The following is a 24,083-nucleotide window of genomic DNA, read 5'->3' as shown; positions in this document are numbered from 1 at the left end:
TTTATCAGTGACTTACATAAAAATTATCATCAATTCACACTGAAAAATTATCAACTTTTAGTACTTGCACTTCTGACATCGACTCACGTATTATGGACGTCTATACGTATAAATGTCCAAACAAAATAATGTCACGCAAGTATCGCAAATACTTAACTGATAAACACGGACAACGTTTACTGAAATTTATATTTTGCGACTCTGTAATTGGTAGGAATATTCTATGGCAACACGTACCCCAACAACTGCCCCGCATACTCAAGACACGGCTAAAAAAGTGCTAGCGGTGCTAACCCAAAAATTACAGCAAGAGATCCTGCTGCTTGATGGTGCAATGGGCACCATGATCCAAGATCGCAAATTTGAAGAGGAAGACTTTCGCGGCGAACCATTTAAAGACTGGCATTGCGATGTAAAGGGCAACAATGACATGCTGGTGCTCACTCAGTCAGCTGCGATTAAGCAGATCCATAAAGATTATTTATTGGCTGGCTCCGACATCATTGAAACCAATACCTTCAATGCAACCCGTATTGCCATGGCTGACTACGACATGCAGGAGCATTCAGCCGCGATAAACTTAGCCGGAGCGCGCCTTGCCCGAGAAGCGGCCAATGAAGTTGAAGCAGAAACAGGTCGCCAATGTTTTGTGGCGGGTGTACTCGGCCCAACCAACCGCACTTGTTCAATCAGCCCCGATGTCAACGATCCCGGCTACCGTAACGTCAGTTTTGACGAGCTGGTTGAAGCCTATGTTGAATCGATAGATGCCCTCATCGCTGGCGGCGCGGATATCATTATGGTTGAGACCATTTTCGATACCCTTAACGCCAAAGCCGCACTGTTTGCCATTGAAACCGTATACGACACTCAAGGTTTCCGCCTGCCAATCATGATCTCAGGCACCATCACCGATGCATCAGGGCGTACCTTAACCGGACAAACCACCGAAGCCTTTTACAACTCACTGCGCCATGTTAAGCCACTATCGATTGGTCTTAACTGTGCATTAGGGCCAAAAGAGCTGCGCGCTTATGTCGAAGAGCTATCAAAAATCTCTGAATGCTATGTGTCGGCGCACCCTAATGCCGGTCTACCCAACGAATTTGGCGGCTACGATGAAACCCCAGAGCAGATGGCAGAAGTCATTGAAGAGTGGGCTGAAGAGGGCTTTTTAAACATTATTGGCGGTTGCTGCGGCAGCACGCCAGAGCATATCCGCGCTATCCGTGATGCCGTGATTAGGCATGACGCCCGCGTACTACCAGACATCGCAGTGGCTTGCCGTTTATCAGGGCTTGAGCCGCTGACCATTGATGAAAACTCGCTGTTTTTAAACGTCGGTGAGCGTACCAACGTCACTGGTTCTGCCAAATTTTTGCGGCTGATTAAAACTGGCGAATATGAAGAAGCCCTCAGTGTTGCCCGCGAGCAAGTCGAGAGCGGCGCGCAGATCATCGATATCAACATGGATGAAGGCATGCTCGATGGTGCCGAGATGATGCACAAATTCCTCAACCTTATCGCCTCTGAGCCCGACATATCACGGGTGCCGATCATGATCGACTCCTCTAAGTGGGAAGTGATTGAAGCCGGGCTTAAGTGTATTCAGGGTAAAGGCATCGTTAATTCCATCTCCCTTAAAGAGGGCGAAGCCAAGTTTATCCAGCAAGCCACCTTAGTCAAACGCTATGGCGCCGCGGCAATTATCATGGCGTTCGATGAACAGGGCCAAGCCGACACTAAAGCACGTAAAATTGAAATTTGTACCCGCGCCTATCGCGTGCTGGTCGATAAAGTGGGCTTTCCGCCAGAAGATATTATCTTCGACCCCAACATTTTTGCCATCGCCACCGGGATTGAAGAGCACGACAACTACGCCGTCGACTTTATTGAAGCGACAGCCGAAATCAAACGCACCCTGCCCCATGCCATGATCTCCGGCGGTGTGTCGAATGTGTCATTCTCGTTCAGGGGTAACAACCCAGTGCGCGAAGCCATTCACGCCGTGTTCCTCTATCACGCTATTCAAGCGGGCATGGACATGGGGATTGTTAACGCCGGTCAGCTGGCAATTTATGATGATATTGATCCCGAGTTAAAGGAGAGAGTCGAGGCCATAGTGCAAAACCTACCTTGCACTGCACTCGATGCCAACGGTGAACTGACCAACAACACCGAACTGCTGTTAGAAGTTGCCGAAAAGTTTCGTGGTGACGGTAGCCAAGTCGCTAAGAAAGAAGATTTAGAGTGGCGTAGCTGGGACGTGAACAAACGTCTGTCTCATGCGCTGGTTAAAGGCATTACTGACTTTATCGATGAAGACACCGAAGAGGCTCGAGCCGCTGCCACGCGCCCACTGGATGTCATTGAAGGTGCCTTGATGGACGGCATGAACGTGGTTGGCGACCTGTTTGGCTCCGGCAAGATGTTCCTGCCACAAGTGGTCAAATCTGCCCGCGTAATGAAAAAAGCAGTCGCGTACCTTAACCCCTATATCGAACTCGAGAAAACCCCTGGGCAGTCAAACGGTAAGATTTTAATGGTCACCGTAAAAGGTGATGTGCACGATATCGGCAAGAACATTGTCGGCGTGGTATTAGCCTGTAACGGCTATGAAGTCATTGATTTAGGCGTAATGGTGCCGGTTGAGAAGATCATCGATGTCGCCGTGCGTGAAAACGTCGACATCATCGGCATGTCAGGGCTCATTACCCCGAGTCTCGACGAAATGGTGCATAACGTTAAAGCTTTCCATAAAGCCGGCTTAACCATACCGTCGATTATTGGCGGCGCAACCTGCTCTAAAATCCATACCGCGGTGAAGATCGCGCCGCACTCGCCAACAGGCGCAATTTATATTGCCGATGCCTCCCGCGCAGTGCCTATGGTGTCAAAGCTGATTAATAACCAAACGCGACAAGCGACTATCGACGCAGCTTATGCAGAATATGACATGATGCGCGAAAAGCGCCTGTCACAAACCAAACGTAAAATAATCACCTCCATTGAAGCCGCGCGTGACAACCGCTGTCAGCATGACTGGGAAAACTACAGCCCATTTGTGCCTAACGTACTCGGTCGTCAGGTGTTTGATGACTATCCGTTAGAAGATTTAGTGGCACGTATCGACTGGACGCCGTTTTTCCGCAGCTGGGAGTTACACGGTCACTTCCCACAGATCTTAACCGATAAGGTCGTCGGGGAAGAGGCGACTAAGCTATTTGCCGATGGCAAAGCCATGCTGAAAAAGATCATCAATGAAAAGTGGCTCACCGCCAAAGCCGTTATCGGTCTGTTCCCAGCCAATACCGTCAACCATGATGATATTGAACTGTACACCGATGAGACACGCACCGAGCTTGAGCTGACCACGCATCACCTGCGGATGCAGATAGAACGCGTCGGCAACGACAACTTCTGCCTAGCTGACTTTGTGGCGCCAAAAGATTCAGGCGTAGCCGATTACATGGGCGGCTTTGCCGTCACGACAGGTCATGGCATTGACGAGCATGTCGCCCGTTTTGAAGCAGATCACGATGACTACAGCGCCATCATGCTCAAATGCTTGGCTGACCGTTTAGCCGAAGCCTTTGCCGAGCGTATGCATGAGCGAGTACGTAAAGAGTTTTGGGGTTATGCAAGCGACGAGGTACTCGATAACGAGTCGCTTATTCGTGAAAAGTACAAAGGTATTCGTCCTGCACCAGGCTACCCCGCTTGCCCAGATCACACTGAGAAAGGCTTGCTGTGGGATTTACTCAAGCCTGACGAGACTATCAACCTTAACATCACCGAAAGCTATGCCATGTTCCCAACCGCAGCGGTATCGGGTTGGTACTTTGCCCATCCTAAGTCGCGTTACTTTGGCGTGACCAATATTGGCCGCGATCAGGTTGAGGATTATGCTGAGCGTAAGGGAATGAGTATTGAGGATACGGAGAGGTGGTTGGCACCAGTGTTGGATTATGATCCAGAGTAATTTCGGAGCGAGTCTAGAACCTCAAAGCAACCCGTTTGCTATGGGGCTCTAGGCTAGCAATAAACGCCCTCACATCATCACTTCTCCTGCATACGAAATCCACTAAGGAAAAACCTAGCTATGCACTCCTGCGCCATAAACTAAGAAAAGTTACTCATGCAAGAGTCAATTTTCAAAGAGGTATTATTAGTTAATAGTAGTGCCTTATATTGATTAATATTTCTTTCAACTTGATGCAGTAATCCTTCGGCTCCTTTGGCTGCCGAACTCTCATAAACCAAAGGTACCATCGTGAGTTCATGAGCCTGCGTCTGTGCATCGATGAACTGCAGCTGAGACCAAAATAAATTCGAAATAAGGTGAAAAAGGCAGCTACCGATACCAAGATGACGGAACTCCGGTACGACGTAGGCATACAATAAATAGCAGCAAACACCAACATGCCTCTCATCACTGGGTTGACCATCCGTATACCAAGAGTCGAGCAAGCCAACATTAAAGGTCACAAATGCCACTGGTGTTTGCTTCTTCTCCTCTAAAAAAGCCACTAATTGATATTGTCTTTGATGCCTATTTCGCGATATAGGGTTAACAGATACAAGATTTTTAAATATCTCATGGCTGACTAATTGGTTATCTTTACTTTTGGCACAAAAATACCGTTGTAAGTCAGCAATATCGGTATGAAGTGGAGCATCATAAACACTCACACAAGGGATATTTGATAATTCATCACCCCTAGCTGAGGGCGGAGCCTGAAGGCGTAAGTCTTTTTCAGCTAATGTTTGGACGAAGCCACCCTGTAGCTGAAATTGGCTAAAATCATCAAGTAAATGAAGTAAGGGGAATAGCTCTACCTTACTTTTGTTAGAAGTCATATACAGCTCCAATTAATAAACTTGTTGTTTGTATCAGGCTTATCAGTTGATAAATTAACTATCGTCTTTATTCGTTATAAAAACGTCAGGTTAAACACAAACAACACACTTCATAAACTGCTTATTCAATAACTATAGGTACAATTTAATTTCCTGTAAAACCCTTCACCCCTTATTGGATAGGGGCTGCGAGTTCAAATATCATCAAGCTATTGTAAATAAAGATGACTATCACCTTTAGTGTTCTGCTGTATAAATAAAATAAAATATCAGTAGCATAATATTTCGCCGTAAACTCCTCAGTTCAAATTATCAAGCCGTGTTGTGATACCAATTATCATAAAAGACAGAAAAGACAGGACAGCCATATCTTTTGTACTTTAAACCATCCTCTACTAGGCTTTAATGACCGAACAGGTACTGCCTAGTGAAGGATTGTCATTATGACCTCCTCAAGAAGAACCCTAATAGATGCTGAAATTAAAAAAGACAGGACAGCCATATCTTTTGTACTTTAAACCATCCTCTACTAGGCTTTAATGACCGAACTGGTACTGCCTAGTGAAGGATTGTCATTATGACCTCCGCAAGAAGAACCCTAATAGATGCTGAAACGACGCCTTTTTATCACATCATTAATCGTTGTGTCAGACGAGCCTATCTCTGCGGTGAAGATAAAGTCTCGGGTAAGAGCTTCGAGCATAGGCGGGGTTGGATTGTTGATAAAATTAAAGCGCTTTCAAACATCTTTTGTATTGATATATGCGCTTATGCCGTAATGAACAATCACTACCATTTAGTGCTTAAGATTGACGTTGATAAAGCCAAGTCTTTGAGTCACCGTGAAGTCATTACTCGGTGGTGTCAGGTGACCAAAGGTCATGATGTAGCGACTAAGTATTTGAATGGTGACACCTTGATTGAAGGGGAACGTATGCTCCTTGATGGCTTACTTGCTGAGTGGCATGAGCGTTTATCTAGCATTTCTTGGTTTATGAGGTGCCTAAATGAAGAGATAGCCCGCAGGGCAAATCGAGAAGATGAGTGTAAAGGCGCTTTCTGGGAGGGACGTTTCAAATCTCAAGCCTTACTCGATGATCAAGCACTGCTAGCATGCATGATGTATGTTGATTTAAACCCCATCAGAGCAGGGATTGCTGATAGCCTGCAAACCTCTGACTTCACCTCAATCCAAGAGCGAATGACTGAACTTAATACGACCGAGACAGACTCTGCAAAGCACTCAGAACATTCAAATGAGCAATCATTAAAGCCCCTCGCCGAATTTAATGGTTCAACCCACCTTACAACTCAATCAGGTATTCCATTTCACTTTTGTGATTATCTGGAACTTATCGATTGGACTGGCAAAGCTATCAGACCAGATAAGAGAGGGTTTATAGACTCAAGTCGCCCTAAACTACTCGATTGTCTAGGTATCTCACCTGATACCTGGATAACGTCAGCGAAAGAGTTTCGTCGTCAATACAGTGGTATTAGCGGTCGTTGGGACGCGATGTGTGAGTTTAAAAGGCAGCATCAAAACGGGAAGTGGTGTAAAGGAAAGGCCTATAGCAATGCACTACATCCATTACCCTGAATTACAATCAAAGTGAAAGACGAACAGTCATATCTTCTGCCTTTGTCACATGCTCTTCCTAGCGAATCGCTTTTGCATGATGTGTAACAAAGAGAAAGAATATTCTTACCACGAAGCACTGTCCTTTCGAAAAGGCAAGATGGCATTCGAGCCGTTTACTCCTCCCCTATCCATATCTTTAATGGTTGATGATTCAGCCTGCTTCATCAACCATTAATATACTTCAATAGCACTCTAACGATGTTACTTCATCACTGCTTGTTGGAAACGGTTGCCAGCGATAGCACCACCAATCATTACCAGTAAATACACCCATCCAGATAATGAGAAGTTAGCAATAGGGGTGAACAATGCTCCGACATTACAGCCATTGGCAAAACGAGTACCAAATCCCATTAATAATCCACCTAAAGCAAAAAGCGCCAGCTGTTTAGCGGAGTGGTTTAGAGTAAATGAAAACTTAAATTTTCCCATAAACAACACCGCAATTAAGGTGCCTAATAAAATCGCAAAGTTTTGCACTGACACGCCATGTTCAAAAAAGGGCGTGGTAAACATCGCCTCTGGTCGCTGGCTTATCTCAGTAATGGTGTTTAATTCAACCCCAAATAACATCAATCCCTTTGCAAACCAAATACCAAAGGGTGTCGATGCTCCCCAGCCTGCGCCGGTACTTGCCATCATGATGCCAAAGATAACCGCGATGACTAACGCGGTGGTGCGCATTTGCCAGAGGTTAGCGAACCAGTTTTGATATGTTTCACGGCTGAATAATGTGAATGAGTTATCTTCGCCATTTTGATTACTTTGGCGTTGAATATTCTGTCGCTCAATTTCACCCGACACACCTAAATATGAGCCATTGCGACGGCGATAGTTTTCATACTTTTTGGCAATAACCACCACGCTTAATGCTAAAAATAGGGTCACTAATATAGACATAAAATAACCATTCAGCGGTGTACCAGCAAACAAGTCCGGTAAAAACACGCCTTTACCTTGATAGCTTGCTGACGAAAACCACGAATCGGTTATCCAGCTTTGGCTGCTTTGTAATGGAAAACCAAAGAAGACGCCGGCACCAAAAAACACCAGTGTCGTTGCAGCTCTTGGGACATCACTGACAAACTCCACCATCATGCCGGTTGCGCAGCAGCTTGATAAGCTCATGCCTGCGCCAAACATGATGCCGCCAATAAGCAGCCCTGCATTGATAGGATTAATCCATAAATCATAGTGCTGGCTGCCAGCATTAAGCAGTAAACCGGCATTGATGATTGCTGTGATGACAAACATAAACATTAGGGTTTGCAGTAACTGCGTTGAACCACGGCGGTAAGCTCGGTTAATACTACCGGCAAAACCAACGGCGCCTTTGGCTAAGGCAAAGCCTAAACTGAGCCCTAATAACAAGCGTAAAAAGAGCCCGTCATTGGCTAATTGAGTCGCGCCAACCACTAACGTCAACAGTAAAATTGTTACGGCCATCACCGCTTGATTCTTATTTATAACCACAACACTAACCAACTATATTTAATAACAAATCTCAAACAAAAAACAAACAAAACGTTATGTTTTTCAAACGCTTTGGCATTCCTGCCATTTAGGTTGCAGATTGTGGTGAATATAGCTGTTTCTGTCTATCGCTATAGCGTGTTTTAGATAGACCCCTTTGTAATAACTCATGCGCTTGTATTAAGTGGAGTGAGAGTAAACTTAGATATTGGGAGTCGAATTAGCCATTAACCTATCTGCCGTCGCTTTTATAGTCCCAATATTGTTGTGGGGATGGAATTGCCAAAGTTCAGCCAAGGCGGCTCACTCACTATAGAATGAGCGCCAACAATCCTGACTCTTGGGCTACTTCTGTTTTTTAACGTCTATTTCACTCGCTTTAAGTCGGTCTAAAATTGAGTTGCCGATATATTGATGAGCGTTTAACAGAATAGAAAAATGATTTTCGTTAGTCACTTTTTGTAATGTATGAGCGGCATATTGTGGAGGGTTGGCCTCGGCAAAGGCGATGACTTTATTAGCGTCAAAGGCTTCGTCTTTATCACCAATCCATAAATCGTATCGTTGAAGCTGTGCTAGCTGTTCATCGGGCGCTTCGGGAGTCAGGGCATTAGACATATTAACGGTATTAAACGATACGATCTTAGGGTTGTCATCTAAGACCTGTTGCGGGAAATGATATTGAACCGCCTTTGAATGCCCCATCAATAAACCGCCACTCATCGCATTAGTCACAAAAGAGGAAACGCTGACAGTGCTAAACGAAAACGGCTTTGGTTCATCATGATCCGTTTCTGAACGGAAACCAAAATACGGTGCAATAAAGAAGTAGCCATCGACAGAGGCGTGTTGATCCCAGCTTGAGTAATTGAGTATTAGCCCAGATCCCGATGAATGACCAGCCATATAGAGTGGCAAGCTTGGGTAGCGTTGGCGTGCATATTCAATGACACTATTAATGTCTTGCCACACTTGTTCCTTATCGGGGGCATCGCCCCTAGGACCAGATGATGAGCCGTGACCACGAAGATCAGGTGTGAATACCGCAATGTTAAATTCATCACGTAAGCCTGCACCAACATGGGGATAAATAAGGCCACTGTGGGCGCCTGCACCATGATAAAAGATCACCACCGCTTTGGGGTCGCTAGGTAAGTAAGCGCGTAGTGCCAGTTTTTCATCATCGCTGGCGGCAACATAGTCGAGCGAGGGGATGGTTGTCTGCGGTGCGGTTTTTATTTCACTCAGAGAGAAAAAATCACTGGGGGTGTTTTCGCCTACAGCTACATCCTTGTCTAATAAAACTGCACTGTCGCCTGCTAAAGCGGGAGTCGCGGCATATAGGAGGCTAGCGACGATTAAGTTGAAGGCTATTTTTTTCATATCGTTCTCTCTAAAAAAGAAATCATTAGGCCACTCAGTCCAATTCTATCCTTGTTAGCCTAGCAATAAGTGCCCCTAAAACGCGGCGCTTTTTTGATTGACGGCGGATGGTCTAAAAGACATGCCATTTTAGTCTCTCGATAAGGCACTTTCTGTCTTTAAACACTACTTGGTCGTTGAGCATCTATGTTAATGTGACTACACACTTAATAGCAACAAAATAACAACATGAAAATCAAGCGTGTCTCGGCATTAATCTTGCTCTGGATAATGGTTTTTTTTAGCTCTTTTTCAAACTCTGCTGAGTTTGAAACCCAGCTAACAAACACCACAGACATTGTCATTCAAGATACTGCGATTTGGCGCAAAATTAACACAGTGCCTGACTCTTTCCCTGTATCACTTGAAACGCTTAAACATTTATACCAAGCATCAACTCCCATCAAAACCTCATTGGTTAACCAATCGGGTACCTATGTCGCCCGGCTAAAGCTGAATAATCAGGCTGCATTACCAGCAAACTGGTTCGTCAGGATCAATGCTAATTTTGTCGACCAGGGGCTTGGATTTTGGGAGTCTGAACAATACCTAAATACTGCTGTGATTAACTTTTCACAACATGGGGATAACAACACCCCTGTGCTAATGCACACTCAGGCGTTTGAATTACCTTTAAGTCAGCAAGAGAGTGGTGACCTTTGGCTCTACATTAACGCTGAGCATTTTGCGTTGCCACTGTCGGTTGATATCACTAACAGCGCCAGTTTTTACCACAAGCAATTTATCACTAACACGGTGACACTCTTTTCTATTGCCACCATGCTCACGCTGGCCACCATTGCTTTAATTCTGTATGTCAAAACACGCTTAATCGTCACCCTTGCCTGTTCGGCTTATATTGGGTTACACGGTTTAGGTTGGGCTGCAGCCTCAGGCTTAATCGATGATATATTTAACATCCAAACTATTAATACCAGCTATCTTGGTATCGTGATATTTCCTTTTGCCATCGCTTCGGCCAGTCAATTTACTAAGTTATTATTTAACTTTGACTCTCTGCATAAGCGTCTGGAAAAAATTTTTAATGGCCTGTCTATCGTTTGCCTGATTATTGGCTTTATCTTGCCGTTGTTAAGCTTTTCAATCGCATTTACTATTTCCCATATCATCGCGCTAATCTGGGTGCCGCTTGCCATTGTTATTGGCATAAAAATGCTGGCTTCTAATGATTTCAGAGCCAAATACTATCTACTGGGTAACCTCATGTATGGCCTGTCCATGCTTTACTATATCTTGTCTCATAGCGATGTATTAACCGGACAACGACATGCCGAACTCATCGTTATGCTGGCCTTAACTGGCGATTGTTTTTGTATACTGCTCTCTCTAGCGGCTTGGTTACAACAGAAAAAACAAGATTACTCCCGCACCTATTATCAAGCCAGAATCGACCCCTTAACGCATATAGGCAACCGCTACGCCCTGAGCGAAGCATTAGCTAAGGTCGATGACAACTACATTATTACCTTTATCGATTACGATGGAATGAAATTGGTTAATGACGAGATCGGCCACAACCAGGGCGATGCCTTATTACGCTATGGTGCTAAAACCATGACAAATGCCCTTGATAGTAAAGGTGAAGTATTTCGTACTGGCGGTGATGAGTTTGTGTGGTTACTCAATGCTCAATTGTTTAGCGATATGCCGTCAGCGGTAGAGGACATTGGCCGGATGATGATGTATTGTCAAAGCGCAATGCAGTCGAAATGGCCACACTCTGGGATCAGTTATGGAATAGCGCACGCGCGGGAAAGTAGCAATCAATCTGAATGCCTCGCCCTTGCCGATGCACGTATGTACCAACACAAGCGCAGCAAAAATACCCCTCCGCTCGCTGAGAACGTCAACGGATAGATGTTTAGAACACCATTCTCAGCGGCCAACCACAATCCCCAAAGCCATCTGAAGCAAGGATGGCGGTAAAAAAACCTTTAGTGTTAATTTACAGCAAAACACCCACAAACCATTTTATGTGCTCTTTTTCTCTTTAGCGACGGCTGAATAGATAAATAGCGTTACCATAATGTTGCCCACGTAACTACTTGAATGCCATTAGGTAAAACTAATTAATAGTAATTGTTTTTAACATGTCAGCTTAAGGTTGAGGTTTGCGTTCTAAAAGTGGGATCTATTTCACAAATATGCCCCTAGTTATCAGTCTTAAGGCCTACTTTTGCCTCTCAATTATGATTTAATTACTGTTCAATTTGGAAACACTGAATTCTGTATTATGAAAAGACTATTATTGTTAACCGCCTTTCTCTCTGTCAGCTCAGCCTATGCAGCGAAAGGGGATATCTGTACCAATTGCCCTGATATTACTCCTATTGCTAATCGTGCCGATTTTGATATAACAACTTATTATGCGTCAGCTAATGCCGCTGATAACACTGATATGGTTGAATTTAAAAAGGCCATTAACAAGGATATTTCTGCCCGTCATAAGCAGTTAAGTTATGCTGAAGTGTGGACGGCATTGACCTTCACCGATGAAGATCCTGCTAATGCCAATAACGTTATTTTGCTTTACAAAGGCAACTCTATTCCTAAAAATCAAAATGCATCAGGTGTTAATAATCCAGATTACTGGAACCGTGAGCACGTATGGGCTAAGAGTCATGGTTTTCCTAAGAGTTCTCAGCATGGCTATACCGACATTCATCACCTGCGCCCTTCTGATACGTCGATGAATTCTCAGCGTAGTAACAATGATTTTGATAACGGTGGCAGTGCGGTCGCTGAAGCGCCTGATAATCTTAAAAATGGCTCTATTTCGTGGGAACCAAGAGAAGCGGTTAAAGGTGATGTCGCACGCATGATGTTCTATATGGACACTCGTTATGAAGTCGGCAGTGATACAGATATGCCTGACCTTGTCTTGGTCGATAGAACGGGGACTGCCACAAACAGTGACAACTCCAAACCTGGCGAAATGGGTAAACTATGTACCTTGCTTGAGTGGCATGCTAACGATCCTGTTGATAATTTTGAGCGCAATCGTAATGATGTAGTATTTGAATATCAAGGTAACCGTAACCCTTATGTCGACCATCCAGAATGGACTGACTTTGTTTATAAGAACAAGTGTAGTGACATTCCAGCTGTGACTCCGAGTGTGAGTATTGCAGCAACAGAACCTGTGATTGAAGGTGATAGCGTGACCTTAACGGCGACGGCAAATATTACTGATGCCATCTTCCTTTGGGAGCAAACATCAGGCGCTGATGTTAAGCCTGTAGATACCGACAGTGCTACGCTGACTTTTATTGCACCTAAAGTGACAATGGATACGGATTTCGGATTTAAAGTCACGATTAACGATAGTCAGGAGGCTAAAGCAAATAATGAAATTAGTATTACCGTAAAAGACAAGTTTATAGCCTCTCCATTTAGATTAGATATTGCAGCCGTTTCGGTTGTGAGTGAAGCACAGCAAGTGAGTCTTATTGGCTCAAGTAACGGCGATAAGCCCACTTATCAATGGGCTCAGACTGCTGGACCTAAAGTGAATTTGGCAAGTACCACTCAAGCAGAGTTAGTTTTTACAGCACCAAGTGTGAGCCTTGATTCAATGGTGAGCTTTAGCCTTACCGTTAAAGACTCTCTCGATCAAACGATCACTAAAACAGTGAATCTCACCGTGAGAAATACTGATTTAACCACGCCAACAGAACCCACTAAGCCTACCACTGAGTCATCAGGCGGGGCGCTGGGATCATTATGGATTGGGGTATTGGTGTTACTGGGGCTAAGAAGACGTATTCGTTAAAAGATGATATTAAGATATGGTTAGCTTGAAACTGCCATAACTTGAATTAATCTATAAAAAAAGCCAGTCGGTCTCTCCGTCTGGCTTTTTTAATAGCTGCTAATAAGCCAAAACTCGTTATTTCAACTTAATATTTAGGCTTATCAGTAATGCACCACACGTTGCTTCTCAGCTTACTCTGCAGACGTTATGAAGATAGTATATTGTACATGTTTTAGTATATATACCCGCTCACTATATTAGCAATTAATACATTACGTATGTATGAATAAAAATCTCGAATGTTAGAGATATTACCAAATGTTCACCTAGCTCTAATATCATCGCCGCTACGCTAAAATTTCCTATAAGCACTAAATATCAGTTACCCAATATTCAACTGTGTGCTTTTACAACTTAGATGTCTCTTTTTGTAACGTATTATGTGTGAACCTGATCACGACCATTAATATTGAAGCCGATACAATTCAGTTCAGTTAATTAAAAGTTATTAAAAAGTAGCTAATTAACCATTTAGTAATTTACTGAAATACTGAGGCGTTTTATTAAAATATTTGGAACAACATAGTGTAATGATTTATTTAGACACTTTTATCTTATAGATGGGTTATCTATAAATAGTTTAAATAATTTTATTATGGGTTGGTTATCGAATATTTTATATCACTTATTGAGATTGATTATTAATACTAGTCACCACTCGCCTCAGTCAATAGATGTGTAAATAATGCACAATTAAAATAATACGGGGTTGAATATGAAAAAAACTACTCGCAGTGTACTGTGTTTAGCGGTACTTGCTGCTTTAGCTGGCTGTAGCGATGATGAGACAATAATTAATACCGACAGTGGTTATGCGCCAGTAGCCACACAAGGTAAAACACTCACGAATACACCCGACATCATTGTAAAGAGCCAAAACGAAGTCGACGAAGTCACCATCACTATTGGTGCAACATCGGATCTCCACGGCCGTATTTTTGGCTATGATTATGCGCTCGATGCGGTAGATTCTGATGCTGGTTTAACCCGTATTTCTACCTTGCTTGAGACGGCAAAAGCACAAAACCCAAATATGATATTGATCGATATCGGTGATACCGTTCAAGGCAACTCAGCTCAACTGTTCAACGATGATCCAACGCATCCTGTCGTGTCGACCTTAAACTCACTTGGTTACGATCTCTGGGTTCCTGGTAACCATGAATTTAACTTCGAACGCAGCTTCATCGACCGTAACCTGAATCACTTCAATGGTGCCGTGGTATCGAACAACATTAAATGGGAAGAAAACGATGTTAACTACATTCGTGCTTTCCAAATCTTCGAAGTCGATGGTGCTAAAGTCGCTATCGTGGGTGTGAGCCCATCAAATATCCCTAACTGGGAAGCGTCTGCACCTGGACACTTTGCAGGTCTTAAATTTGATGAAGAGCTGGCATCCACACGCGCTGCAGTTGATAAGTTAATCGCAAAATTCAATCCTGATGTCATCGTTGGTGCCTTCCATATCGGACGTAGCTCTGAAGGTGGAGCCGGTGTCCATAAGATTGCGGCTGAAATGGCTGATAAGTTCGATGTCATTATTGCCGGACACGAACACGCAACGTATATCGAAAGCATCCAAAAAGCGGCAGCAGGCGAAGAGATCACTGCAACCGATATCTCTGTTGAAGGCGGTGATACCGCTGAAGATAAGACACTGTCTGGCACTTATGACGAAACAAACCGCGGCCAGAGTGTGAAGATCATCGAACCGGGCAAGTGGGGTTGGGCTCTGGCTAAGGCTGACATTAAGCTTAAGAAGAACACCGATGGCAAGTGGGAGATGGTGGATACAACTCTGAGCAATATCACCTCTAAAAATATCGAAGAAAGTCAGATAACAAGTTCGCAGTTCCAGTATGTTCATGACATGTCTAAGGCCGATGCTCAATTGGTTCTGGGTCTAGTCGGTGGTGACTTTACCCCAGGTACTGGCGCCGATGAAGCCGTGCATGAAGATTACGACCATGAAGCGGGTCGTCTATATTCAACGATTCATACTGCTAAAGTCATGGATACGCCGTTGATGGACTTCATTAACCAAATCCAGATTAAAAAATCTAAAGCCGTGGTCTCTGCAGCATCTCTATTCTCTGATAGCTCTAACCTGATTGACGGTCAAGAGTACGCGAAGAAAGACTCCACTAATCTGTACAAATATGACAATACCCTTATCGGTATAAACATGACGGGTGCAAACCTGAAGCGTTATATGGAGTGGTCTTACACTTACTTTAATACCTATGAAGACGGCGACATTACCGTATCGTTTAAGAAAGGTGCTAAAGCTTACATGTATGATCAGTTCGACGGTAAGATTGACTTCGTTGTCGACCTCGCTGGCGATGCATTAACCATGGATGAAAACAATACAGTCACCAATGAAGGTAACCGTATCGAGATCATCGAAATCGATGGTAAGCCATTCGATGCGACTGCGACATACAAGGTTGCTTTAAACAGCTATCGTTGGGGCTCAAACATCAAGAAGTTTGGTTGGGCAACGGGTGACGATGTTTATTATGACTCAGTCAACGAGTCTGTTTACGCTATCCGTGACATGCTAACTGAATATGTTGAGGACAATAAAGGCGTTGATGCCAGCGACTTCACCAATCCTAACTGGGAAATTAAACAGTATCAGGATAATGGCGCTATCACCTTACTACGCACAGACAAGGCCGAAGGCCAGGCACTGTGGAATAGACTGATTAGCAAAGAAATCTGTGTCAACATTGACCCAGACAACCCTAAATATCCAGGGATTTTGGACGCGGTCAATGTTAATGACGTGAACTCATACTTTGTCAATCCGACTCAAGATTATGCAGGTTGTGTCACTGATTAAATCGCACTCAACAAAGGCCTGGTAACAGGCCTTTTTTCTGTTCAGGCTAATCTGTCATTATCGGTAATGACTGGTGTGTTAGACGGCCTTAAGATATTTTTGCTCACTTAGTTACTGACAATCTATATTAAAAAACTTATGTTAAAAGACTATCGATTCACCCTATTCATCGCCATTGTTTCAACCTTAATTTTCTATATTTCTCCCAGTTTGAGCGACAGCTTGAAACCTAAGACGCCGCTGCAGCAAGAATTTGTAGAAGCTCGCGTTGTCGCTGTGATCTCAAACAATCTGGCTCCTGATGCCAGAGTGCCCTCCATATTGACGGGCCTACAGGTGATCACCGCCGAAATATTAGAGGGAGAAGAAAGCGGTAAAGTGGTCGAAGTGCAAAACCCCCTTAGCAGGCAACATAATGTACTGGTCGCTGAAGGCGACGTCTTTATCATGATGATAAGAGATACCTCTAACGGCACCGTATATTGGGCCTACAACCACAAGCGATCGACGGCTATCTACTGGATGTGTTTTGCCTTCCTGCTGTTGCTGCTCTCTTTCGGCAAGAAAGAGGGATTAAATTCTGTGGTGTCGCTCTACTTTACCGCGGCACTGATCATCGGAGTCTTGATCCCGGCTATTTTTGCCGGGTGGAATCCAGTACTTATCACCATCATCCTGATGGGATTGAAGATTGTAGTTAATTTCATTCTGGTATCTGGTTATAACAAAAAGAGCTTTTGCGCCATGGGTGGCACCTTGCTTGGCGTCATTGCGGCCGGCATTATGGCGCAGGTATTTGGCGAGTTTGCTCACCTTTCCGGCATCTATTTAGATAAAGGCGAAGATGTTATCTATTTGGCCACTCAACCAATTCAGATCCGCTGGTTAATGTTTGTCGCCATCATGATTTCAGCCCTTGGCGCAGTGATGGATGTGGCCATTTCTATTGCCTCCGCCTATAACGAACTGAAAATTGCCGATCCAAAGCTCAGCCCAAAGCAGCTGATGAAAGCCAGTATGAATATCGGACGAGATATCATGGGCACCATGACCAACACCTTGATACTCGCCTTTGCGGGTAGCTCTTTAACCACCATTATGATGGTTTGGGGTTTGGATATGCCACTGACTCAGTTTATCAATACCCCCATTATCGCGTTGAGTATCATTCATGCGTTGGCTGGCAGTGTCGGCATTGTATTAACGATTCCTCTTACGGCTTGGCTCGCTAGGTATATGCTCAGTGAACCAGCCCCCGTTGCCGAAACATCTCAACCGATGTTAGAGAATGAAGTTATTGAACAAGTTGTTACGCCTCGGCCAACCACAGCAGAAGCTCAATAGCAGAGTCTATTATCCGTGAGCGCAGCGTTCCGTTATCCGTCAGCGCAGCGTTCCGTTATCCGTCAGCGCAGCGCTCCGTTATCCGTCAGCGCAGCGTTCCGTTATCCGTCAGCGCAGCGCTCCGTTATCCGTCAGCGCAGCGTTCCGTTATCCGTCAGCGCAGCGCTCCGTTATCCGTCAGCACAGCGTTCCGTTATCCGTCAGCGCAGCGCTCCGTTATCCGTCAGCACAGCGTTCCGTTATCCGTCAGCGCAGCGTTCTGTTATCCGTCAGCGCAGCGTTCCGTTATCCGTCAGCGCAGCGTTCTATTATCCGTCGCTTTCTTTAAAGGCTTAGCTTTAATGATACGTACCAGAAAATGATGAGTAATCCAAATAGCCAAAGAAGTGCAGACTACCGCCATCAAAATGGAGCTAAAGCGGTAGCAGATAGAGAAGAATGCATCTTTTTGCTCGGGAACAAACGATGTTGTCAGTGGCACCGTTAAGGCTGACATGGCTGAAAAACCGATACCCGCTTTGATGTCCCCTAACGCTAGCCATCGACAAAAAATCCCGGCGGCAATGGCATAGGCTAACAAAAACAATAGCGCATTATTAGACCAGGTATATAGCGTCAGTTGGATCAACATTCCCGCAAAGCAGCCGAGAAACGTGCCAATAATACGGATCTTTGCGACCGCTAATGATCCAATCAACGTCATAGGCGTTAGCACGATAAAGATTGATGCCTGTGCTGACAGCGAATCATTTAAATCTGCAACTTGAAACAGAATGAATGCCGCCATTGCAATCAACCAACCTAATAACGCCTGACGCACCAAACCATTGTGATCTTTACGCTGGGTATCAACATGTGCCCTGCTCTTTGCTGCTGTAGGTTCAGCAGTGAACGCCGAAGCGGGCAATATATTTTGCTCAGGAAACAGATAAAACGCCAAGCCAACAATGGGCGCTGTGACTAATGTTGACGCAATCAGCCCCATAACGAACTCTTCAAGATCAAATCCATTGTAGCTAGCAAAATTCAGTAAAATAGAGCCGATTAATAGCCCGATATAACCGAACAGATAAGTGCTTTTATGGGTCATCGCGATACATTTAAACATCAGCACCAGCCCTACGGCGAGCGTCATAAGCAGAGGATAAGGTTGTAAAAAACCAACGATTAACGTCACTTGAATACAGATCCAAACAACGCTAATGATCAATTGCATGATAATGCCGCTATTCCATCGATCAATTTTAGTCAGGACGAACATTGGCAACAATGCGGCAAAAAGACCATACCACCAACCAAAAACCAGCGTCACGGCTAAGCCTGTCACACTGCCAAACCATATACGCTGGGTTTTTCTTAAAGTATCTACTTTCAAAAGAGGGTTCCTTGGCGCTAGATAGATTAATAGATGTAATGCAGAAAACTCACCGTCTTAATTTGAGCTTGGCCTAACAATGCCCATAGCCAGTTGTCTCTGGGATACAGCACGACAGTGGCGCGCGAACCGATAAACAGTTGCTTAGGCAATGCAATATTACTGACTAAATTGACCCGCACTCTTTGCGCATCACGCACCCAGCGGTTGTTGGTTTCTATGTTGGTCAATTGACCATTCGGGCTTTGCTGCGCTGCTGCGACCCCAAAATCACGGCTCTGTATTTTCAACGAATAAACTTCACCAGGAAAAGCATCGAAAGCCACTAATGCAGCGGTTCCCTCATCTAATAGTGCCACCGCTTTTTCGCGAAAATCAGCCGCTATCCACAATGAACCCGTCGGGATAAAGGTCATTAAGGGCTGGTTAGTACTGGCTGTGCTGCCGACTTCTAGCTGTAGATTGGTAATAACGCCATCACTGGGGGCCATTATTTGTGTATGTGATAGATTGAGCTCTGCTTGCTCTAAGCTGTTATTCGCTGCGCGTACCATACTGCTTTGCCCAGGTGACGTGCCTAACTGCACGCGCAGTGCTCGTCGTTCTTGCTGAGCGGCATGCAGGTTAGATAACGACACATTGTTATTCGCCAGAGAACTATCAAGCAGCGAGGCTGATACCAGTTTTTTACCAGCAAGCTGCCGAATACGTTGATATTCACTGCTGGCATTATCAAATGCCGCTTGGGTGGTAGCCACATTGGCGTCACCCGCTTCAACTTTGGCGTATAAAGCACTTTCTTGCTCGTGGGCCTGCTCTAGCGCCACATTGGCCTTATTGACTGCCAGTTGGTATTTACGCTTATCAATCGTAAAGAGGCTATCTCCCTTACTGACCTGCTGATTATTTTCAACCTGTACACCGATGACGTTGCCACTGACTTCAGATGCTATCTGAATGACATACCCTTGTACTCGGCTCTCGGTCGTTAACGGGGCATAACGATCGGCAATCACAATGTAGCCAAGAAGAACAATAAAAAGAATAATAAGACTTTGCATCCAACGGCGAAAAGCATGTTCGGCAGTTTGCATTAAACGGTCCACAGTAACCTGAAAGGGACGCTATTATAGAAACAGTGGATTAGATTAAGTAGAATGACAAACAAGACACTTACAACCTATAGGCAGGACAATGAAGCTAAGTATGGATGATCTATACCTGTTTGTACTCACGGTTCGACATGGTGGGATCAGCGCGGCGGCCAAACACCACTGCCTTCAACGTTCTAAAGTGAGTCGACGCTTACAAGAACTTGAAAAAGCGTTAGGTTGTCAATTATTGATCCGCACCACACGCAAAATTGAATTAACTGAAGATGGTCGATTGCTATACGAACAAGTTAATCAGCCACTCAGCAGTGTGGCACAGGCTGCGAACTTACTGACAAATCAACATAAGTCATTACAAGGTGCGTTACGCATAGCCGTTCCTGCTGCACTCATCACCTCCAATCTGTTTACCTCTTTATTGGAAGATTATCTCGAACGCTTTCCCGATGTATTGCTCGATGTGGTTAATAGTCAGGAAAGTCTCGATTTAAGGCGTGAAAACATCGATATGCAGTTATTACCTAAAGGGGTAAAAGTGACCAATGAGGATTATGTTCAACAAAATTTGTTGCGGTTTCCGAGCTGCTTAGTCGCCTCTGCCGATTACCTCAATAGTCATGCTGCAATTACAGAGCTATCTCATCTGTATGACCATCCCATTATGGTGAGCCGATATAACATGACAGCGTTACCAGACAATCTGAAGATCCGACTCTGCTCCGATGATTTAGGATTGATACAGCACATGGCAACCTCTGGTAAAGGGGTGGCCTTGTTGCCAATATCTTTACTCCAAGATGCGTTCAAAGCCGGTGAACTGGTGACGATTCTACCTCGGGAAAAATTCACTGATATAAAATTGACTTTGATCTATCCATCACGTGAATTTTTGCCAGAGAAAACCCGTGTATTAGTACAGTTATTACGAGAAACGTTTACCGAAGCGAATATCAAACTTTCGGTTTAACGAGTGTTAGATTATCCGTTACCTAAGTCATTTATCAATAGTCTATGATCGAGTGCAGTCCCCCTGATAAGTCCTTGTGACGAGAATGCCAATAATCTACTTTTTGGTGCAGTCCTATTCATCCAACAAATTAGTGACCGCATCAGCCAACCACATTAAAGCAGGGCCTCTGGCCTTTTGTTTTGCCATCACACGATCAATCGGCACTCGCCATGGCTTATGATCAAAGCTTAAATTCATGCGCACCATTTCTCCCTGATGCTCATATCGCTCTGCCATATAAGCTGGAATATAACTCCATCCCAGCCCTTCCTTTACCATGCTGTTAATCGCATTAAAGCTATTGCCCCACCAGATATGTGCAGAAATCTCAGGACTGTGTGCCAAGGCTTGTCCTTCAAGGCCACGGATCAATAATTGACGTTGTGGGATCAAATCTGCCGCAGTGATGATATCCATTTTTGCCAGTGGATGCGCTGGGTTCACTACGCCATTGAACGGCAAGCTACCGACGTAACACAAATCCACCTCTTGAGGAAAATCGTTACTGGCAAACATCAAACCTAAATCAGCTCGTTCCGTATGCACTAGCGTTAACACATCGGGGGTTGAAACGGCATAAAGCTCCAAGATGGTACCTGGGAAACGCGTTGCAAAAGTGTTCAACAAACTCGTCACCACCGGCAGTAACGCATCATCTACTGCCATTTTTATCTGTGTTTCATGTGATGAATTTAAGGCGCTAGTCACAGAGTCGAGTTCATAAGTTTGTTGCAGGATAGCTTGAGCAAACGGCAATAGCCTCTCACCATGAGCCGTTAATGAGGGTTTGCGGCTGCTACGATCAAACAGCGTGGTATTGAGCTCAATTTCAAGGTTTGCGACCCCCTGACTCACCGCTGACTGCACTTTACCCAGCTTACGAGCACATGCTGAGAATGACCCTGATTGTGCCGTTTCAACAAACATTCTTAGCTGTTCTAAATTATACATATCACTTTTCCTGATAGTAACTGACTTTATTCTTACGCAATAATTGATGATTATAGCAACCAAGAAGCATTGAACAACCTAAATGAGACTGACTATGAACACAAAAGAGCGTATTTTCCACAGCATATTATTTGAAGCGATTGCCTTAGTATTTGTGATCACTGCCGCCAGCATTTTTACCGATGCAGGGGTAACATCGGTGACCGGTTTAGCTATCGGCCTGTCGTTAATAGCCATGTGTTGGAATTATGTTTACAACTTAGGATTTGACCGCATATTCGGAAACAATCGTATTGAGCGTACATTTAAAATGCGCATAGGCCATGGGCTTGGTTTTGAGTTAGGCATGATTGTTGTCACCCTCCCCTTGATGATGTGGGTGCTACAGCTAGATTTTTGGACCGTATTTATCATGGATATCGGCGTTGTCATTTTCTTCTTGGTATACGCAATTGTCTACAACTGGTGTTATGACCTGCTGCGTGAGCGTTTCTTCGGCAGCAGCGCAGAAGTGAGCAATGCCCTCCCTAGATAAGCATCTGGTGGAAGTAATCATCAATTGCTAACGCTAATACGCTTCATCATAAGCGGCAATAGGTGAATTCAGCGTAAAATACTGAGCTCACCTAGCCTCCATACCTTGCTAATCTAGGACTTTCCCCCAAGAGATACAGGTAAGCGGCTTCTCTGGCCGCGAGTCCTATTGCCATATAAAGAGTAACGAGTGCAGAACGCTATATTGTGCAGTTATGGATTTATACCAATTGGATTAACTATTAGCTTCAGTCCCCCATCTCGCCTACAGGGCTTTTAATTCCCGCTGAATGGTCAAACTTTTAATGCAACGGGTATTATATAAGTGACTTTTTAGCTCTCGATTGCTAAACATCCGCGGCTAACTCTGCATCTCAAATCGTCATCTGCCATTAATAATCAGTGCATCCCTACAATTTGCTAATATTGGTCGCCGACTAGCTTCCTTTAAAGCAATAGAATAGAGTTTACTTTCACTCCCGTTATGGGTGTTCTATAAGAGTATCAATACCACTGCCTGCTCTTTCAGAAAGCAACGCTTTTACACTGATACCACAGAACGACTTAGGCCGTTAACAAACCAAGGAAGAGAAACAAATGAGTCAATTACTTGCGCATTCATTAGCGGTTTTCATGGCCTTTTTTGCCATTATGAATCCGATTGCAAATACAACCGTCTTTGCTGGATTAACTGCCAGTATGAGCAAATCTGAGCAAACTAAAACCGCAATAAAGTCGTTAACCATCACTTTTATTATCATTGTACTTTTTTCGCTTTTAGGTAAATCAATCTTCAACCTGTTTGGAATTACCCTGCCAGCATTGCGGATCGCGGGCGGTATTCTGGTATTTCTAGTCGGATACCATATGCTGCATGGAAAAAGCTCAAAGCTGCATACCGCTGCAGCAGATAGCGAATCAGATATCGCGGTATCACCGCTGGCAGTGCCGTTGCTTGCAGGGCCAGGAACCATTGCTACCGCAATGAACTATTCGGCGGCTGGAGGATGGGGAGAAATTACGGTTACAGTTCTCGCGTTTGCAGCCCTGTGTATTATCACTTTTATCTGTTTTGTTTTTTCCTCTAAGATCATAGCTGCAATCGGTGAGAATGGACTGAGCATAGTGACTCGCCTGATGGGGCTAATTCTGTCAGTAATAGGAGTTCAAATGCTAATAGATGGAATAACAGCTGTTGTTAGTAGCATAGGTTAGCCAAATACAAGTAAACCTTGTCCTTGTCCTAACCTTAAGCCCTAAGCCTAGGACAAGGTTTACTCTAAAAATCCTAATCTATAGTTGTCCATTTTGATTTAGGTTTACCGGTGATAAATAATTAGCTTCATCCCTATTCTGAGTCTAATAATTGCATTCAATATAATTAATCCATCCCTGCTATAATTAATTTATGTGAATGTTATCACTTAGTCAATAGTCTTTTTATTGACACTTTTTAATTAATTGTCACGTGCTATTTTTTTGACTTTTAAAAGGTAAATGTTACGAGTCGACTAAAATCGAATTTTTGTATGTGTAAATTAATATCGTATTGTTTATTAGTGGTTTAGGGTTGTATTTTACTGTAGAGAGTAAACACTCTATTTTTGTGTAGGTTAATTGACAATTAACAGTGTCAAAAATAATACTGTTAAAATTCATCATAAATTAATTATAG

Annotated in this window: 15 protein-coding genes; 9 read left to right on the top strand and 6 right to left on the bottom strand. The window is 44.1% G+C overall.

From position 1 onward, the window contains the following. Nucleotides 1-223 precede the first annotated feature (223 nt). Nucleotides 224-3,982, top strand: a complete 3,759-nt coding sequence (gene metH, locus CXF82_RS11790) for a methionine synthase (protein WP_102044238.1) — start codon at nt 224-226, stop codon at nt 3,980-3,982. 140 nt (nt 3,983-4,122) lie between these two features. Here metH and CXF82_RS11785 read toward each other — a convergent pair whose 3' ends face one another. Next, nucleotides 4,123-4,860: a hypothetical protein gene (locus tag CXF82_RS11785; protein WP_101093121.1), complete on the bottom strand. Its 738-nt coding sequence runs from the start codon at nt 4,858-4,860 to the stop codon at nt 4,123-4,125. 577 nt (nt 4,861-5,437) lie between these two features. Between CXF82_RS11785 and CXF82_RS11780 the strand changes: the two genes are divergently transcribed. Then, nucleotides 5,438-6,460 (top strand): transposase, encoded by a 1,023-nt coding sequence (locus CXF82_RS11780; RefSeq protein WP_102044237.1) that lies wholly within the window; start codon nt 5,438-5,440, stop codon nt 6,458-6,460. Between the two features lie 243 nt (nt 6,461-6,703). Here CXF82_RS11780 and CXF82_RS11775 read toward each other — a convergent pair whose 3' ends face one another. Both CXF82_RS11775 and CXF82_RS11770 read right to left on the bottom strand, forming a co-directional pair. Further along, nucleotides 6,704-7,975 (bottom strand): YeeE/YedE family protein, encoded by a 1,272-nt coding sequence (locus CXF82_RS11775; protein WP_102044236.1) that lies wholly within the window; start codon nt 7,973-7,975, stop codon nt 6,704-6,706. Nucleotides 7,976-8,320: 345 nt separating this feature from the next. After that, the gene (locus tag CXF82_RS11770) at nt 8,321-9,358 is read right to left on the bottom strand and encodes an alpha/beta hydrolase (RefSeq protein WP_101093127.1); all 1,038 of its coding nucleotides are present in this window, start codon (nt 9,356-9,358) and stop codon (nt 8,321-8,323) included. 228 nt (nt 9,359-9,586) lie between these two features. On the opposite strand from CXF82_RS11770, the gene CXF82_RS11765 reads away from it, so the two are divergent. The 4 genes from CXF82_RS11765 (at nt 9,587) to CXF82_RS11750 (ending at nt 17,427) form a co-directional block, all read left to right on the top strand. Further along, nucleotides 9,587-11,275, top strand: a complete 1,689-nt coding sequence (locus CXF82_RS11765; protein WP_102044235.1) for a sensor domain-containing diguanylate cyclase — start codon at nt 9,587-9,589, stop codon at nt 11,273-11,275. Nucleotides 11,276-11,651: 376 nt separating this feature from the next. Further along, entirely contained in the window at nt 11,652-13,190 is a 1,539-nt protein-coding gene (locus CXF82_RS11760; protein ID WP_102044234.1) for an endonuclease, read from the top strand. Nucleotides 13,191-13,947: 757 nt separating this feature from the next. Beyond that, nucleotides 13,948-16,083 carry a bifunctional metallophosphatase/5'-nucleotidase gene (locus CXF82_RS11755; RefSeq protein ID WP_102038118.1) on the top strand — a complete coding sequence of 712 codons (2,136 nt, stop codon included), beginning with the start codon at nt 13,948-13,950 and terminating at the stop codon, nt 16,081-16,083. A 138-nt stretch (nt 16,084-16,221) separates the two neighbouring features. Next, a complete protein-coding gene (locus CXF82_RS11750) occupies nt 16,222-17,427 on the top strand; it encodes a YibE/F family protein (RefSeq protein ID WP_102044233.1) in 1,206 nt (401 codons plus the stop codon). 292 nt (nt 17,428-17,719) lie between these two features. Here CXF82_RS11750 and CXF82_RS11745 read toward each other — a convergent pair whose 3' ends face one another. Both CXF82_RS11745 and CXF82_RS11740 read right to left on the bottom strand, forming a co-directional pair. After that, nucleotides 17,720-18,802 carry a DUF2955 domain-containing protein gene (locus CXF82_RS11745; protein ID WP_102044232.1) on the bottom strand — a complete coding sequence of 361 codons (1,083 nt, stop codon included), beginning with the start codon at nt 18,800-18,802 and terminating at the stop codon, nt 17,720-17,722. A 26-nt stretch (nt 18,803-18,828) separates the two neighbouring features. After that, a complete protein-coding gene (locus CXF82_RS11740) occupies nt 18,829-19,896 on the bottom strand; it encodes an HlyD family secretion protein (RefSeq protein ID WP_101093139.1) in 1,068 nt (355 codons plus the stop codon). A 100-nt stretch (nt 19,897-19,996) separates the two neighbouring features. On the opposite strand from CXF82_RS11740, the gene CXF82_RS11735 reads away from it, so the two are divergent. Then, nucleotides 19,997-20,881 (top strand): LysR family transcriptional regulator, encoded by an 885-nt coding sequence (locus tag CXF82_RS11735; RefSeq protein ID WP_101093141.1) that lies wholly within the window; start codon nt 19,997-19,999, stop codon nt 20,879-20,881. Between the two features lie 114 nt (nt 20,882-20,995). Here the strand turns inward: CXF82_RS11735 and CXF82_RS11730 are convergent, their stop codons facing one another. Continuing rightward, nucleotides 20,996-21,874, bottom strand: coding sequence for a LysR family transcriptional regulator (locus CXF82_RS11730; RefSeq protein ID WP_102044231.1), 879 nt, complete (start codon nt 21,872-21,874; stop codon nt 20,996-20,998). A gap of 94 nt (nt 21,875-21,968) precedes the next feature. On the opposite strand from CXF82_RS11730, the gene CXF82_RS11725 reads away from it, so the two are divergent. Continuing rightward, nucleotides 21,969-22,409 carry a PACE efflux transporter gene (locus tag CXF82_RS11725; RefSeq protein ID WP_101093144.1) on the top strand — a complete coding sequence of 147 codons (441 nt, stop codon included), beginning with the start codon at nt 21,969-21,971 and terminating at the stop codon, nt 22,407-22,409. 596 nt (nt 22,410-23,005) lie between these two features. After that, nucleotides 23,006-23,623 carry a MarC family protein gene (locus CXF82_RS11720; protein ID WP_101093146.1) on the top strand — a complete coding sequence of 206 codons (618 nt, stop codon included), beginning with the start codon at nt 23,006-23,008 and terminating at the stop codon, nt 23,621-23,623. Nucleotides 23,624-24,083 lie beyond the last annotated feature (460 nt).

The sequence above is a fragment of the Shewanella sp. GutDb-MelDb genome, assembly GCF_002836075.1.
Lineage (GTDB): Bacteria > Pseudomonadota > Gammaproteobacteria > Enterobacterales > Shewanellaceae > Shewanella.
The sequence above is the reverse complement of the archived record's forward strand: the minus strand, read 5'-3'. Positions and strand labels throughout refer to the sequence as shown.